Raw genomic sequence first — 16,423 nt, 5'->3', positions numbered from 1 at the left:
CCCGGCGCCGGATCATGGGCGGGCGGGGTGAGCCGGAGGGGCCGCCGGCGGGCGCCCGACGCTGCGGCGCCCCCCGACCAAGGACTTGGTCGAGGGCCGCCGGTGGACCTGCTCGGTGGACCTAGGGGGCGGTCGTCGCGCCGTTCATGGTCGGCGACGACGTCGGGACCTGGGTGTCGGCGCCGTTCATGGTGGGGATCGGGCCGGTCGCCGTGACGTTGAGCGTGCCGCCGGAGGCGCCGGACTCGGGCGCGGTGGGCGAGTCCCACGTCGCGCCGTCCAGGCTCGGGTTCGCGTGCTGCTGGACGAACTCGAAGACGGCGTCCTGGGAGACCGTGCCGCAGCGCTGGGTGCGGTCCCAGGCCGTCAGGACGAAGTGGCGGTTGTCCGGGAAGACCGAGCGGGTCCAAGGGACCGCGATGAACCGGCTGCCGGCCTCGCCAGCGACCTTCTGCAGCTCGGCGATCTGGGCGGTCGGCAGCTTCGAGTCGTACCAGCCGATCACGAAGCCGTGCTCCAGGTTGTGCACCGCCCGCTCGATCCGGATGCCCGAGGTCGGCGTGTAGAAGTGGATCGCGTCCGGCAGCGGGTCACCGTCGTGGTTGCCCGAGGACGGCGGCGACTGCGGGTAGTTGACCGTCTGGGCGGCTGTCACGTGCGTCTGGCCGACCTGGCGGTCGTTGACGACGCCGACACAGCTGGCCGCCTGGGCCGCCGCCGTCGGGGCCGCCACGTAACCGACCTTGTGGCTCGCCGACTTGCTCTTGCTGCTCCCGACGCTGAGCGTGACGACCACCGCCAGCACAACGACCACGAGAGCACCCGCGGTCCCGTAGATGAGGAACGCGCGCCTGCGCTCCTTGCGGGCCTGCTCTCGACGCAGAGCCTCGAGGCGAGCGTTCTTTTCGGCGGTCTTCTTAGCCACGGTGTCGCATCCTACGGGCCGTCCGTTCCGGACCTTCGTCCGCTCAGCGGTGCAGGATGAACGCGCCGGGATCGCGCGGTGGCCGGGCCGGCGCCGGGGCGGCCGGGTGGCCGACCGCGACGGCGCCCAGCGGTGCCCAGCCGGCCGGCAGGTCCAGCACCGTACGGACGACGTCTGCGCAGAACAGGGTGCTCGACACCCAGGCCGAGCCGAGGCCCTCGGTCGCCAACGCCACCAGGAAGTTCTGCACCCCGGCGCCGCCCGCGACGGCGAACATCCGCTCCTCGGCCCCGGCCCGGCGCGCGTCCGGGTAGGAGTGCGCGCCGTCATCGGTGACCAGCGGGACGACCAGCACTGGCGCGTTCGCCAGCACGTCGCCGCGACGCAGCCGTCGCGCGATCGCGTCCTCGGTGAAGCCGTCGCGGCGCAGGTCCCGCGTCCACGCGGCGGTCATCGCGGCCAGCAGTTCGGCGCGGCGCTCGGCGACGACCACGAACCGCCACGGGGTCGTGTGGTGCGGCGCGGGCGCGGTCACCGCCGCGGCGACCGCCCGCTCGATCGCGGCCGGATCGACGGCGGCGTCGCTGAACGCCCGGACGGTCCGCCGCTCGGTGAGCGCCGCCCGCCGGGCCTCCAGAGTCCCGAGGCGGAACATGTCCTCGGCCGGCGGGCGCACGATGGAGCGCACCCCGCGCCCGTCGTCGGCCACCACGGCGAAACCACGGACGAGGGCGACCGGGGTGGCGGTGAGCTTGCCCTTCACCAGCTCGGCCGCGGCCGCCAGCTGGTCCGCCTCGGCGACCTCGGTCATCCCCAGCTCGTTGCCGTAGCCGTCGACGTCACCGATGTGGCTGCGCAGCGCGGCCATCCCGGCGAGGCCGATCGCCTGATCGACGACGCCGCGCCGCCAGGGCCGGCCGGCGGTGTCGGACACGACGACAGCGACGTCGACCCCGCCGCAGCGTTCGGCGAGCCCGGCCCGCAGCCGGCGGGCGGACTCGTCGGAGTCCACCGGGAGCAGCGCCAGGCTGTCCTTGGCGATGTTCGACGCGTCGACGCCGGCCGCCGCGAGCACGAAGCCGTGGCGGGTCTCGACGATCCGGGTCGGGCCACGGCTGGCCACGTCGCGGACGGTCTCCGCCTCGATCGCGTCGAGCCGGGCGGCCTCCCGGTCGCCGGTGACGCGCCTGATCCGCCCCTCGGCCTTCGAAACGATCTTCGAGGTGACGACCAGGACGTCGCCGTCCCGCAAGGCCAGGCCCGCGGCACCCAACGCCGTGGCGATCGCGGCGGCCAGGTCGTCGCCTGGCCGGATCTCGCCGAGCCCGGGAACCGGGTGGATCTGGAGGCCGTCGCGGACCGGATCGACCGCCGCGGCCCGGGCCGGCCCGGCGACGTCGTTGCCAGGCTCAGACACCGGAGAGCTCCAGGGCGGCGCGGACGATCGCGACGGTCGCGTCGAGGTCGGTCATCAGCAGCGGCCGCGCGACGACCCGCGCCCCCGGCACGGTGACGCCGGCGTCGACGGTGTCGACCAGCCAGCCGTCCAGCAGGCCCTTCGCCTCGCCGGCACTCGCCCGCGAGCCGTAGTGCCGGCCGACCGCCTCGGCGGACGTCTCGACTCCGATCGCCTGCAGACAGGCGTCGGCCATGCCCCGCACCGGGCTGCCGCCGATGATCGGCGAGACGCCGACGACCGGCGCCTTCGTGTCCCGGACAGCGTCCCGGATGCCTGGCACCGCGAGGATCGAGCCGACCGAGACGACCGGGTTCGACGGCGGCAGCAGCACCACATCCGCCTCGGCGATCGCGTCGACCACTCCCGGCGCAGGCTTCGCGTCCGCCGCGCCGACCGAGACGATCGCCTCCGCCGGCACCCCGGCCCGCAGCCGCAGCCACCACTCCTGGAAGTGGATCGCGCGCCGGCCCTGCTCGTCGGTGATGACGACGTGGGTCTCGACCCGGTCGTCGCTCATCGGGAGCAGCCGGACGCCTGGCCGCCAGCGTTGGCAGAGCGCGGCGGTCACCTCCGAGAGTGGATAGCCGGCCGCGAGCATCTGGGTGCGGACCAGATGGGTCGCCAGATCCCGGTCACCGAGGCCGAACCAGTCCGGGCCGACCCCGTACTCCTTGAGCTCGGCGGCCACCGTGAACGTCTCGTCCTCGCGGCCCCAGCCCCGTTCGGCGGAGATCCCGCCGCCCAGGGTGTACATGACCGTGTCGAGGTCTGGGCTGATGTTGAGCCGGTGCAGGACGATGTCGTCACCGGTGTTGCCGATCACGGTCACGTCCGCCTCGGGCAGGGCAGCCTTCACCCCACGCAGGAACCGCGCGCCGCCGATGCCCCCAGCCAGGGCCGTCACCTTCACAGTGCTGAGGCTATTGCGTGCCGCCGGGACCGGGCGCGGAGCGCCCTTCGGCGGCACCGCATGGTTCGGGCGCTTAGCGCCCTCCCCAACGTGGTTCTGGGTCGAGGGCGAGTGCGGAGGTGTGCGCTTGTCCAGGGTCGGGCGCTGGGTTGCGTCTCGCTGGTTCCGCGCGGGGCGCCCTTCGGTGGACCTGCATGGTTCGGGCGCTTAGCGCCCTCCCCGACGTGGTTCGGGGTCGGGGGGTGAGTGCGGAGGTGTGTGTTTGTCCAGGGTCGGGCGCTGGGTCGGGTCTCGCTGGTTCCGCGCGGTGCGCCGGTCCTTGATCGCTGTTTTGGCCCTGACGTGGTCGTGATCGGGGCCTTCTGGCAACCACCGGAGGGCCAAGACAGCGATCACTAGCACCAACGTGGCGTGCTGGAACCGGCTGAGCGCGGCACTGATGAGCCTGGCCGCCGCAGACGCAACCAAGATCCTCGATGCGCGAAACGCGCCCAAGATCCCCATGAGCGAAACGCACCCCAGGACCCGACCCTGGACAAGCGCACACCCCCGCACTCGCCGCTAACCCAGAACCACCTAGGCGAGGGCGCTCAGCGCCCGAAGCAGGCAGATCGGCCAGAGGTGCGGAGCGCCGTCCCAGGCCGATGCCATGCCTTAGGCGGCCAAGGCCGCCAGGAGGTAGCGGACGAGGGTGCTGGTGGGGCGGGTGGGGGCCGGGTTGGCGAGGCCGCCCTCGATGGTGGCGACGACGGCCTCGGCTGCGACCTCGCGGTCCGGCTCGGGAACCAGGTCGGTGACGGCCGCGAGTGCCAGGCCGTGCAGCCATTCGTGCAGCCGCTCGTGGTAGGCCATCACCGGCGGTGCGTGCGGAGCGCGCTCGGCGACGCAGGGATGCAGGGTGCGGCGGCGTTCCACCGAGTCGAGCGCGGCGAACAGCCGGTCCGCCGGCTCGCCGGCCAGGCCGCCGATCCGGTCGACCTCGCCGTCCAGCAGCCGGTTGAGCACCGCGGCGAACGCATGGTCCTTGGTCCGGAAGTACCAGTACACCGAACCCGGCTCGATGCCGGCCGCGCGGGCGATCTCGGCCACGGACGTGCCGGCGAAGCCGTGGGCGAGGAACTGTTCCTCGGCGACGGCGAGCAGGGCGTCCACCCGCTCTTCGCGGGGAACCTCCTGGCGGTTGCGGGGCACCTGATCAGGGTAGCGAGGCCGGTCCCGACGAGTTGTGTTTCACAGCACTTCCTTGAGATGGCCGGACGCGGCGGCCACTTCCGTGACCGTCCCGTATTCCAGCGTTCACCCATCGTGGCCGCAACACCGTTCCCTCTGCGCAACCAGTGATCACCAGAGGTCGTGCCGCCCGACTGGCCCCATGATCGCGGACTGCGCAGGGAAAGTGGCGCTCGATACCCCAATTTGCGCCCTTCGTTCCTGCGCAACTGGTGATCATGGCCAGCCAACCGCCTGGCGATGGCTGAAGATCTCCGTCTGCGTCGGCGAACTGGCGCAGCGCGCGCCAGCCGGGGGCGCCAGCGACAGGCGGGCTTCTTCGTGGATCCTTGCCGTCCGCCGTCCGCCGTCCGCCGTCCGCCGCAGGCTGTCCGCTGTCGGCCGTCGGCGGGTCGGCCGTCGGCCGTCTGCAGTCGTCGGCCCGGCCGGATCTTGACCGCCGGGGGCTGGGGCGGCGTCCTCGGACCGATCGAGGTAGCGCTCCGGTTCTGGCCGGCCTGAACGACCATGACGGTCGCCGCGCCTGTACTCGGTGGCCGGTCAGGGGCGCCCGGATCCGTTTTGCCGCAGCTGTGAGTTATCGGACATCGGCGACGAGTAGTGATAGATCGGGTCGTGTCGGGGCAGGGCCTTTCGTGGGCGGATCGCCGCGTCATTGCTGTCGTAATCCTCTTGATTCCGCCCCAAGAGACCAGCGACAGTGGAATCCGAGTTGTTCGACCGTCGCCTAGTGGTCCTGCCGGCGCCGATCATGACTCTCCCTCGCGCCGACCGGGAGCCACCAGGTTCGTGGGAGGAAAAGTCATGCCCGAGATCAGAAACGCTGCAACGGCCGGCTCCGGCGGGCGCCCGAGGCGGACCGATGTCCGGTCGGCCTCGCTCAACCGGGCGCTGGCTGGTGCACGTGCCCCACAGGTCGCCGCGGCGCAGCGCGTCCAGCTGCACCGCGACGTGTCCGACGCGGGCAGGCGCCGGGCGGCCCTGAGTGCACTGGTGGCCGCCAGGCGCCGGACCAACTTCCTGCTGGGCACGCTCGAAGGCCTGCGGCGCGGGGCCGATGGGCGCCGCGTGCCGGGCCAGTCGACGGGATAGGCCGGCCCGCGGCTACAGGCCCGCCGCCACCCCGGGATCGGTGCCGGGGCTGGCGGCGCGGCGGCGCGAGGCTGGCGGGAAGTGCGGGCGCGGTGCCGGAGTTCGGACGGAGGGGCTGTTCTCTGGCGCGGGCGCCCGCGCCTGGTGCACAGTCCAGACCGTTCCCCGTCGGGACGGCGTCCGCCGCCCCGACGCGGTCCAGCCGACCCGCGTGGCCTTATCGAATGCAGGTGGACGCCTTGACCAACTCCGAGCCTCGCCCCGACCAGCCGTCGCCGAGCGCGCTGCGCCGGGCGCTGCGCCGGGCCAGGGACGGGGCGACGCTGGACGTCACCGAGGCGGCCGTGCTGCTGGCGGCCCGCGGCGACGACCTGCGCGACCTGTCCGCCTCGGCGGCTCGGGTGCGCGACGCCGGACTCGGGTCGAGTGGTCGGGCCGGCGTCATCACGTACTCGCCGAAGGTGTTCATCCCGTTGACTCGGCTGTGCCGGGACCGTTGCCACTACTGCACGTTCGCGACTGTTCCGCACCGGCTGCCCGCGGCCTACCTGGAGATCGACGAGGTCCTGGAGATCGCGCGCGCCGGTGCGGCGGCGGGCTGCGCCGAGGCCCTGTTCACCCTTGGCGACCGCCCGGAGGACCGGTGGCCGGCCGCGCGGGAGTGGCTGGACGCGCACGGCTACGACTCGACGCTGGGCTACCTGCGGGCCGCCGCGATCGCGGTGCTGGAGGAGACCGGGCTGCTGCCGCACCTGAACCCCGGGGTACTGAGCTGGGCCGAGCTCGCCCGGCTCAAGGCGGTCGCCCCGTCGATGGGGATGATGCTGGAGACCACGGCCCGGCGGCTGTTCACCGAGCCGGGCGGCGCGCACTACGGCTCCCCGGACAAGGACCCCGACGTGCGGCTGCGCATGCTGGAGGACGCCGGGCGCCTCAACGTCCCGTTCACCACCGGCCTGCTGCTCGGCATCGGTGAGAACCGGCAGGAGCGGGCCGAGACCATCTTCGAGCTGCGCCGGATCTCGAAGGCGTACGGCTCGATCCAGGAAGTGATCGTCCAGAACTTCCGGGCGAAGGACGACACCGCGATGCGCGGCGAGCCGGACGTCGGCGCCGAGGAGCTGGCTGCCGCGGTCGCCGTCACCCGGCTGGTGCTGGGCCCCACGGCGAGGGTGCAGGCGCCGCCGAACCTGGTCGACCGGGACGAGTGCGCGCTGCTGATCTCCGCGGGCATCGACGACTGGGGCGGCGTCTCGCCGGTCACCCCCGACCATGTGAACCCGGAGCGGCCCTGGCCGGCGCTGGACGTACTGCGGGAGGCGACCGCCGCGGCAGGCTTCGAGCTGCGGCCGAGGCTGACCGTCTACCCGCCCTACCAGACCGAGCCCTGGCTGGACCCTCGGCTGGCGGCGCACGTGGGTGCCCTGGCCGGCCCGGACGGGCTACTGCGACCGGGGGCGGTGCCCGCCGGCCTGCCCTGGCAGGAGCCCGACGGCGGCTTCACCGACAGCACCGGGCGCACCGACCTGCACACCGCGATCGACACCGACGGCCGCAACACCGAGGCCCGGGTCGACTTCGACACCGTCTACGGCGACTGGGCCGAGCTGCGCGCTCAGGTGAGTGCCGCGGGCACCGGAGTGGACGGCGTCATCGGCACCGGCTCCCGCGCCGTGGCCGCAGAGGGCACCGTGACGGCCGAGGGCACCGTGACTGGAGACGCGGACTCGGCGGCAATCCCCGTCCAGCCGGGGTCTCCGGTCGGGACCGGGGCGCGAGCCGGCGCGGGGACGCCAGCTGGGCCGGCGACCCGGCGCAGCGGTGACCCCGAGGTGCTGGCGGCGCTGCGGCACGCGGCCCAGGAGCCGGCCGGGCTCTCCGACGCCGAGGCGCTCGCGCTGTTCGGCGCGACCGGTCCGGAGCTGGAGGCGCTGTGCGGCCTCGCCGACGACCTGCGCCGAGACACCGTGGGTGACGACGTCACCTACGTGATCAACCGCAACATCAACTTCACCAACGTCTGCTACACCGGCTGCCGGTTCTGCGCGTTCGCGCAGCGGCGCGGCGACGCCGACGCCTACACGCTGTCGTTCGGCGAGGTCGGCTCCCGGGCCACCGAGGCCTGGGAGATCGGCGCCACCGAGGTGTGCGTGCAGGGCGGCATCCACCCCGACCTGCCGGGCACGGCCTACTTCGACCTGGCCCGCGAGATCAAGAAGGCCGCGCCGGACATCCACCTGCACGCGTTCTCGCCCATGGAGGTCATGAACGGCGTCAGCCGGACCGGGCTGTCCGTCGCCGACTGGCTGACGGCCGCGAAGGAGGCCGGCGTCGACACGGTCCCCGGCACCGCCGCGGAGATCCTCGACGACGAGGTCCGCTGGGTGCTCACCAAGGGCAAGCTGCCGACCGCCGCCTGGGTCGACGTCATCACGACCGCTCATCGGGTCGGCCTGCGCTCATCGGCGACGATGATGTACGGCCACGTCGACACCCCGGCGCACTGGCTGGGCCACCTGCGGCTGCTGCGCTCGATCCAGGAGGACACCGGCGGCTTCACCGAGTTCGTCGCGCTGCCGTTCGTCCACCACAGCGCGCCGATCTACCTGGCCGGCGTGGCCCGCCCCGGCCCCACCGTCCAGGAGAACCGGGCGGTGCACGCGATGGCCCGGATCCTGCTGCACGGCGCGATCTCGAACATCCAGTGCTCGTGGGTGAAACTCGGCACCGAAGGCTGTCGCGCGGTGCTGGCCGGCGGCGTCAACGACATCGGCGGCACGCTGATGGAGGAGACGATCAGCCGGATGGCCGGCTCCCAGCATGGCTCCCGGCGCTCGATCGAGGAGCTGGAGGACGTCGCCACCGGCGCCGGCCGGCCCGCCCGCCAGCGGACCACCACCTACGGGGAGGTCCCGCGGGAGAGGTTCGACGCAGCCAGGGTCGCCCCGAACCGCACCGCGCTCCCGCTGGTGTTCTGACCGTCTTCTGACCGGTCCCGGATACCGCGGCGCCGGCTGCGGAAAGCCGCCGTAGGCCCACCGGAGTCACTACATCCCGTAACTGGCTGTGGACTGCGCCGGAGCGTTGCAAGGTGGTCCGGGAGGGTACGCGGCCGTTGTCCCTTGTCGGACACGGCGCGATTCCGCAGGGTGTGCGCCGGACTGCGTCGCGTCTCGACGTGGTTGCCGCGATGTGGTCTCCACAGCCGCGCGTAACGGGCAGCCGCTGGGAGAGGACCCTCCGTCACGGCGCCCGGTGACTGTGAGCTATGGTCATGTCGCTGGTTGTAGAAGATGTTGCGCCGGTAGGGTTGACGTGGGCCGTCTTCGGCACGTGTAATTACCGGCGTGTCATTCCCCCCGCCGGGGGGGAGACTTCTGGTAATGCGACCCCCCGGTGTGGACACCAGTTACCTGCGCGCCGGCGCCCGGGGGGTGACCGACCGCACCGCGACGGGTCTGGAGGGGTCCTTTGATGGAGCACACCGACGCGGGCGTCCGAACGCCGCCAGTGGGCCTACGGACGCGCGAGGAGGACGAGCACGACCGCACGGCTGTGGGCCGCCCGGCCACGGCGCTGGGCCCGCGGCCCGGCGTCCTGGGCGTGACCCGCCCGCCCGCGCCCCGGACGCCCGCGGACACGCACGCGACCGCGGAGCTGCGGGTGGCGACCCCTACGTCCTACGCCGGACGGGTCACCCCCGACGCCGGCTACGAGCTCGTCCGCCCGGCGCCTGGCTCCGCGCAGCCGCTCGGCTACGCCACCACCCGCCGCGTCGAGGCCGTCGCGGTCCTTGAGGACGCCGACGCACGGGTCGAGGACACGAGGGTCGAGGACACGAGGGTCGAGGACACGAGGGTCGAGGACGTGACGGCGCAGGACGCGGCTACCGAGGCCGACGAGCTCGACAGCGACGACGACGCCGACGACGACAGCGCGGACGACGTCGACGACGAGCTCGAGGACGACGACGACGCGGAGCTTCCCGGTCCTGGCCAGCCAGGCGACGTCCCGGCTGGGGGTGCGAGCCGGCCGGTACTCGCCGAAGTGATCGACATCGGGCTGGGTGACCTGCTCGGCGAGGTCATGGAGTGGCAGGAGCGCGCCCTGTGCGCGCAGACCGACCCGGAGGCCTTCTTCCCGGAGAAGGGCGGCTCGACCCGGGAGGCCAAGCGCATCTGCTCGGGCTGCGAGGTCCGCACCGAGTGCCTCGAGTACGCGCTCGCCAACGACGAGCGGTTCGGTATCTGGGGCGGGATGTCCGAGCGCGAACGGCGCAAGCAGCGCCGCCGGGCCGTATAGCCGGGCCGCGGGCACCCGGTGGAGACCGCGGTGGGCCAACAGGGTCCAACCGAACCTCCGCCGGGCGCGGGCGCCGGGGGCGATTCGTCGCACTCGCGCCGAACAGCCGATCCGACCGGCTTGCGCGGCGCTGGGGACGTGGGGGCGTTCCCGGAGCCGCCCGAGGGCCGGGTGCGGGTCATCGCCGTGGTCACGTCCGTCGTGGCCGGCCAGCGGTCCGCCCGCTCGCCCTGGGTGCCGGCCCAGCGGCCCCCGTCCTCCGGCGGCCAGGCCGCTGATCTTCCAGCTGCCGTCGTGGGGCAGAGCCGCGGGGTTGACCGGGTCGTGCTCGTCCCCGTCGCCGGACCGTCGCCGGCCGCCGCCATCGTCCACGCGCTGCGGCACGAGGCGCTGCCGCCGGACGGTGGGTTCGTCTGGCTGCTCGACGAGTCCAGCCGGCCGGCGCCCGACGCTCTCGATCGCCTGCTGGCCTGCGCGGCTCTCGACCCAGGTGCCGCCGTTCTCGGTCCGACCGGCATCACCGTCGACCGGTCCGGGCGCCGCCGACCCGCCCCGGGCGAGCCGATGGCGGTCCGTGACGTGCTGGCCGTCGACCGGGTCGGCGCCTTGGTGCGGGCACCTGCCTGGCGCCTGCTGAACGGCCCGAACCCGTTGGCGGGCCGGGCCGATGACGTCGACCTGTGCTGGCGGGCCTGGCGCGCGGGACTGCGCGTCGTCGCCGTGCCGACCGCGCGGCTGCTGCCCACACCGGCGGGCGAGCTCGATGCCGGACCAGCGGGCCGGGTCGCGCGGACCGACGCCCTTCGGGTCCGGATCGCGCAGTCCGGCTTCTGGGGCTCGCCGGGCGCGGTCGGCTGCGTCGTGCTGGCCGGACTGGCTCGTACCGCCCTGACGTTGGGCCGAGGCCGGTTCCGCGCCGCCGGGGTCGAGGCCCTGGTGCTCGCCGGCGCCCTCGCGGACCCGACCCGGCTGTGGCGGCTGCGGCGTCGCTCGGCGTCGCAACGGCAGGTCCCGGCCCGGGCGCTGCGCGGGCTGCTGCCTCGCCTCGCCCGACCCGGGCTCGCGCCGGGGCTGGCCCGCGTCGCCGCGACCCCCGCCGTGGACCGGGTCCGCCGGCCGTTCCCGCTGGTCCAGCCACCGGTGCTGCTCGCGGTGCTGTTGGCGGTCGCGGGCTGTGTCCTGACCGACCTGGGGCGCGACGGTGGCCGTCCGGCAGCGTTGCCGCGGGCGGCGGGACAGCTGTGGACGGCCGTATGGTCCGGGTGGCTCGGGTCGGCCGGTGGGCTGCTCGGCGGTCCCGGGCCGGCGCCGCCGTGGACCCCGATGCTCGCGTTGCTGTCGTCGGCCCTGGGCGGGCGGCCCGAGCTCGCCGCCCGGGTCCTGATCGCCGGGGCGGCGGCGCTGGCCGGGCTCGCCGCCTATGGCGCGGGCGGGACGCTGGGCGGGCTCGCGGAGCGCCGGTGGGCCAGGGCCGGGCTCGCGGCCTGTTACGCCCTGGCACCACCGGTCACCGCGGCCGCCCAGGCCGGGAGCCTGGCCGCCATCGGCGCCTGCGTGGCCGCGCCAGTCCTTCTCGCCGCCGCCGTCCAGGCGCTGGCCCCGCGCGGGTCCCGGCTGAGCCCGGCGGTTCGGACCGGCCGCCGGCCGGCGGGAGCCGGTTGGGCGAGCTGGTGGGTGCTGGCCGGGGCGTTGCTGCTCGGCGTCGCGTGCGCGCCCGGCCTGCTGCCGGTGGCCGCCGTCGGACTGGTCGCCGCCGTGATCGCGGCCGGCCGCCGGGCGGAGCCGGGCGAGACCTGGCGAGACCCGTCATCGGCCGAAGGCCCCGCCCGCGCCGCGCCTGGTGCGTGGCGGCTGATGGGCCGGGTCGGCGTCGTGCTGCTGGTGGGCTGCGCGCCGCTGCTGCCGGCGCTCGGGACCGCCGCGCGGGGCGGCGTCCTGGGGGTGCTCTCGGTGCTCCTCGATGAGCCGGACCGAGCCGGAGTCGACGCCCACGCGGTGGGGATCTTCGCCGTGGTCTGCGCGTTCGCCATGCTGCTCGGCGGACGGGCCGTGCGCACGGAGGTAGTCGTCTGCTGGCTGGTGGCCTCGGCCGGCTGGGTCACCGGCCAGGACCCGCTCGCCGCGGCCGGGCTGCTCGCCGGGGTCGGCCTTGCCTGGTCCGCCCGCCGGGACACGGCCGGCGCCCATCCGGCTCCTGGCGCGCGAAGCCGGCGAGCGGAGCCGGGCCGGTCGCGCCGGGCCCTCGCTCTGGTGCTGTCCGCGGTGCTCGCCGCTGGTCCCGTCCTGCTCTTCGTCCGGACCTCGGGCTGGCTCGGCCGTACCCCCGAGCCGGTGAGCTGGCGTGACCCGAACGGCCTCATCTCCCGACCGGCCGGCACGGCGGCCGGTGACGGGTCAGCGGCCGATCCGTCCGATCCCGACCGCACCCTCGTGCTGCGTCCGTCGGCCGGCGGCGTGACCTACACGCTGACCACCGGGCCGGGCCCGACCCTGATCGACACCGCCGGCGACCCGTCCCGGCCGGCGCGTGAGTTCCTCGCGGCCGTGGTGGCCGACCTCTCCGTCGGTGGCGGCTGGGGCGCCTCGGCGCTGCCGGCGCTCGGCGTCGACGAGGTCTGGCTCCCCACCGCCACCGGTACGGATCAGTCGGCGGCGAGCCCGGCCACGCTCGACGGCGGCCCGGACGTGACCGGCCCGCTGAGCGGCGCCGCGGCCGGGCCCGCCACGGCGGCCGGTGGTGGGACGACGTTCACGGCAGGCGGGCTCGTCGCCGCGCTCGACGCGGCCGACGGGCTGGAGCGGGACCAGCCCAGGCCGGACGGCTACTACTGGCGCCTCGGGCCGGCGGCCGGCCCGGTGGCCGAGCTGCGGCTCCTCGCGCCTGGCCCGGTGTCGCACACCGATCTCGCCGCCGACCTGGGTGCCAGGACCGGCACCGTCGCGGCGGCGCGGGCCGCCGTCGCCGAACGCGCGGTGACGGGGCCAGGCCTGGCTCTGGCCGGGCTCATCCGGACCTCGGGCGGGACCTCGGTGGACGCGCGGGTGCCCGCGGGTACGGCCGGCCGCCTGCTGGTGCTCGCCGAACCGGCCGACCCAGGCTGGCGGGCGACCCTGGCCGGTCGTCGGCTCGTCCCGGTGACCGCCTGGGGCTGGGCACAGGGATTCGTCGTGCCTGCCGGGCCGCTCGGCGAGGTGCGAGTCCGCTACGACCACACCGCGCACCGGGGGTGGGTGCTCGCCGAGACGGTCGCCGTCGCCGCGTTCCTGCTGTCGGCGCCGGTCCTCGCGCTGGCGGCCGGACGTCGTCGCCGGGAGTCCGCCGGCCGCGGAGCAACTCGATGAGGGCGGCCGGCGTCCAGGCCCGGCGGTGGGGTGCCACGTCCGGCGGGCTGGGCTTCGCGGTCCTGGGGACGGCGGCGATCGCGGCCGCCGCGGTGGTGATGCCCGGTGGGCGCCCGAGCCCGGTGCCGGCCGGCGAGCCGGTGAGCGCGCAGACGGCCTATCGGACCGGTCTGGCGCCGACCAGCCGTGCCCTGGTCTGCCCAGACCTGGGCGCCGCGGGCCGGGTGGCGAACAGGGTCGACCTGGCTCGGCTCGGCGTCGCCGGCCGGGTGACCGCGGCGCTCGTCGGCGTCGGGCCCGACGGTGGCCAAGGGGGCAGGTCGTCCGCCGCGGGCGACGGCGCCGCGGCGCACTGGCGTCCGCCGTCCGGGCCGCTGCTCGGCCCCGACGAGACCCGCGGCGCACTGGCGGTCCCGGGTGCCCAGGAGCCACCCATCCCACTACCGGCCGCCCCTGACCTGTCCACGCTGGCTGGCCTGCCGGCCGACCAGCTCGACAAGCTGTCGGCCCTCAAGGCGCACTCCGACCAGTCGGCTCTCGAAGCCCTGGCGGCGCTTTCGCCGGCCGACCGGGCCGGGCTCGCCGCCCGCGTCGCGCCGCCCGACCTCTCAGCTCTCGCGGGGCTCTCGTCGGCGGACCGGGCTGGGCTCACCCGCCTCGCGGTGGCCGCGGGACGGCCGATGGTGCTGCGGGGGAGCGCCGTCACCCAGCTGTCGGCGACGGTGACCGCGCCCGGTGGGGGCTCCGGTCCGGTGCGCGCCGCCTGCGCCCCCACCGGCGGCACGGCCTGGTTCGCCGGACCGGCGACCGGGGCGGGCCACGACCCCCTGCTGTTCGCGACGAACCTGGGCTCCCAGCCGGCCAGGATCACCGTGCGGGTCTTCACGCCCGGCCAGGCGCCGGCCGCGACCGAGCTGGCGGTGGCGCCCGGCGCGACCGTGAGCCAGCGGATCGCGGCCGTCGCGCCGGAGGCTGCGGCCACCGTCGTCGACGTCGAGGCCCGGGCCGGCCGGGTCAGGTCCTGGCTCGTCGACCGGCCGAGCAACGGCGTGGCCTGGGACCTCGCGCCGGTCCCTGACACGGCGGCTCCGGCGGGACGGGTGTTGCTCGGCCCGGTCGTCGCGCCGCCTGGCGCGGGCGGGGCCACGACGGAGCTGGTCGTGGCCGCTCCGGTGGCCGACGCCCGGGTGCGGGTGCGGGTGGTGACGAACAGCGGCCGTCCGGTGAGCCCGGCCGGGCTGGACGACGTCCCGGTGCCCGGCGGTGAGGCGGTGGCGATTCCGGTGACGCTTCCCCGCGCGGAGGCGGCGGCCGTGCTCGTCGAGACGCTCGGCCCGGCGCCGGTCGTCGCGGGCCTCGGCCTCGCCGCGGGGGCCGTCGACCCGGACACGTCCTCGGCGGCCGCCAGCGCTCCGGCCGGCGGCTACCCGACCTGGGTGTCCGGCACGCCGCTGTTGGCGGCCGCGCCGTCCGACGGTGGACCGGACCGCCCGGCGGACCGTCCGCCCGTGCCCTACGTCGACGTGCCGCCCGTTCCGGCCGACGGTGCCGGCGCGCTGCTGCTGGCCGCGCCGGCGGGGACGGCGACGATCCGGGTCGACGGCTACACCGTGACCGTCCCGGCCGGGCGCGCGGTCAGGGTCCCGCTGCCGGCCCGCTACGCCGGCGGCAGCCTGACCGTCCTCGCCGGCCCGGTCGGTGTCACCGAGCTGCTGGGCGCGGCCGGCAAGTCCACGGCCGCGCCGGACCCGAAGGCCGATCCCGCGGCGCTCGGCGACCCGACGCCGACGACGGTCAGCTCGGTGCTGCCGCTGGCGCCGCCGGATCCGACCGGCCCTGCCGTCCTGGTCGACGACCCAGCCGCCGGGTAGCGACCTAGAGTCGTCCGGTTGCTTCACCGCGAGCGCCGGTGTGATCACGGCATCGGCGGCCTGGTCCCAGGTGGGCGGCAGCCGCAGGGACCTGCCGAATGGCCACTCGATGAGAGTGGGGCTGGACGAGGGGCCCGCTGACGCGCTGGGAATAGGTGTAGATGTGATCGGAAGAGATCTGCCGCCGCGCGAGCCGCCCTTGGTGACGGGGTCGTGCGCTGCTCTACCGCTTTTTCGCGGAGTTCGGAATTCAAGCTCCCGCGGCGGTAGGAGCCATTCGCGGCGACGAGAGCTAGGATTTTTCGCCCTGGGTCAGAAGCCGTCGCTGGAGACCATGGGTCCGTTTGTAAGGTAGTTGACCAGGGCGGCGCGGGTCGTGGACACGAACTGGTCGGGGATGTGGTCGGCGGGAGTCCAGGCGATTTGGGAGTGCTTGTAGGGTTCGGCGTTGGTTGCTTCGCCGGTCCAGGTGTGGGTGGAGAAGACGACGGTGAGGAACCCGTTGGGGCCTTCGACGCCCCAGGCGCTGTGGATGATGCCCGCGACGGTGAGGTTGGCGGGCTCGACGATTAGGTCGGTTTCTTCTTTCAATTCCCGGGTGGCGGTGGTGGTGATGAGTTCGCCTTTGTCGGCTTTCCCGACCGGTAGGTCCCAGTGCCCTGCGGCGAATTTGGCGTGGGGTGAGCGCTGAAGGAGCAGGACCCGGTCGGTTGTCTGATCGTGGACGATGACGGCAGCGACAAGCAGCGTATGAGAGTCCAGCGCCGGTGGTAGGGCGGTGTCGTTCACGGCACGATCCTATTCAGATGGGCGCGTGGCGGATTCGATGCGCGAGTCGGGCGGCGCCTGGGACCTTGCGGCGCTGGTACAGGGCGAGCGTGGGTCCGATGGAGGTGAGCGCTGATCGGGTGCGCGCCGAGGCCATGCCTTCGGCCAGGTCCAGTGCATTGCTCCAGGCCGCGATGGCCTCGTCGGAGCGTGCTTGGGCGGCCAGGCAGTCGCCAAGATCCATGTGGGTGAGTAGGTGGACACGCGGGAACGCCTTTTGGTCCCAGGATGTGAACGCGGCCCGGTGCCTCAGCTCGGTGCCACGATGGTCGCCAAGTTCGGTGAGGGTCCGGGCGGTGTGAGAGTCGACAGTCCCAGCGGCTGGTCCCATCAGCAGGGAGTAGCTCGGCTGCGGGTCACCGCCACGGGTGAGGGCATCTTCGGCGGCTAGTGGTGTGTCGCTGAAGTGGTTTGACGGTTGTGTCGGTGAGAATCGGGTTATGCGGGCAGCGCCTCTGGGGCTT

General features: G+C 74.5%; 10 protein-coding genes and 1 pseudogene. 5 read left to right on the top strand and 6 right to left on the bottom strand.

Annotation, left to right across the window (positions count from 1 at the left end):
• Positions 1–121 precede the first annotated feature (121 nt).
• The 4 genes from I6A60_RS36720 to I6A60_RS36705 form a co-directional block, all read right to left on the bottom strand.
• Complete coding sequence (locus I6A60_RS36720; protein ID WP_203022594.1) at positions 122–925, bottom strand: DUF3105 domain-containing protein; 804 nt, start codon at positions 923–925, stop codon at positions 122–124.
• A 43-nt stretch (positions 926–968) separates the two neighbouring features.
• Positions 969–2,342 carry a coenzyme F420-0:L-glutamate ligase gene (locus I6A60_RS36715; RefSeq protein WP_307874050.1) on the bottom strand — a complete coding sequence of 458 codons (1,374 nt, stop codon included), beginning with the start codon at positions 2,340–2,342 and terminating at the stop codon, positions 969–971.
• Entirely contained in the window at positions 2,335–3,294 is a 960-nt protein-coding gene (gene cofD, locus I6A60_RS36710; protein WP_203022593.1) for a 2-phospho-L-lactate transferase, read from the bottom strand. Before cofD ends, I6A60_RS36715 begins: the two co-directional genes overlap by 8 nt.
• A 654-nt stretch (positions 3,295–3,948) precedes the next feature.
• On the bottom strand, positions 3,949–4,485 hold the full coding sequence (locus tag I6A60_RS36705; RefSeq protein WP_203022592.1) for a TetR/AcrR family transcriptional regulator: 537 nt from the start codon (positions 4,483–4,485) through the stop codon (positions 3,949–3,951).
• An 843-nt stretch (positions 4,486–5,328) separates the two neighbouring features.
• Between I6A60_RS36705 and I6A60_RS36700 the strand changes: the two genes are divergently transcribed.
• The 5 genes from I6A60_RS36700 (at position 5,329) to I6A60_RS36680 (ending at position 15,131) form a co-directional block, all read left to right on the top strand.
• A complete protein-coding gene (locus I6A60_RS36700) occupies positions 5,329–5,616 on the top strand; it encodes a hypothetical protein (RefSeq protein WP_203022591.1) in 288 nt (95 codons plus the stop codon).
• 224 nt (positions 5,617–5,840) lie between these two features.
• Positions 5,841–8,594: a bifunctional FO biosynthesis protein CofGH gene (locus I6A60_RS36695; RefSeq protein ID WP_203022590.1), complete on the top strand. Its 2,754-nt coding sequence runs from the start codon at positions 5,841–5,843 to the stop codon at positions 8,592–8,594.
• A gap of 1,108 nt (positions 8,595–9,702) precedes the next feature.
• The gene (locus I6A60_RS36690) at positions 9,703–9,918 is read left to right on the top strand and encodes a WhiB family transcriptional regulator (RefSeq protein WP_203007744.1); all 216 of its coding nucleotides are present in this window, start codon (positions 9,703–9,705) and stop codon (positions 9,916–9,918) included.
• 138 nt (positions 9,919–10,056) lie between these two features.
• The gene (locus I6A60_RS36685; RefSeq protein ID WP_203022589.1) at positions 10,057–13,260 is read left to right on the top strand and encodes a hypothetical protein; all 3,204 of its coding nucleotides are present in this window, start codon (positions 10,057–10,059) and stop codon (positions 13,258–13,260) included.
• Complete coding sequence (locus I6A60_RS36680; protein ID WP_203022588.1) at positions 13,257–15,131, top strand: DUF5719 family protein; 1,875 nt, start codon at positions 13,257–13,259, stop codon at positions 15,129–15,131. Before I6A60_RS36685 ends, I6A60_RS36680 begins: the two co-directional genes overlap by 4 nt.
• Before the next feature lie 312 nt (positions 15,132–15,443).
• Here I6A60_RS36680 and I6A60_RS36675 read toward each other — a convergent pair whose 3' ends face one another.
• Both I6A60_RS36675 and I6A60_RS44315 read right to left on the bottom strand, forming a co-directional pair.
• Complete coding sequence (locus tag I6A60_RS36675) at positions 15,444–15,920, bottom strand: NUDIX domain-containing protein (protein WP_203022587.1); 477 nt, start codon at positions 15,918–15,920, stop codon at positions 15,444–15,446.
• A gap of 13 nt (positions 15,921–15,933) precedes the next feature.
• Positions 15,934–16,423: pseudogene (locus tag I6A60_RS44315) on the bottom strand (tetratricopeptide repeat protein); the annotation flags it as partial.

Source organism: Frankia sp. AgB1.9, from assembly GCF_016786355.1.
Lineage (GTDB): Bacteria > Actinomycetota > Actinomycetes > Frankiales > Frankiaceae > Pseudofrankia.
Note: the sequence above shows the minus strand (reverse complement) of the source record. Positions and strands in the feature narration are given on the sequence as shown.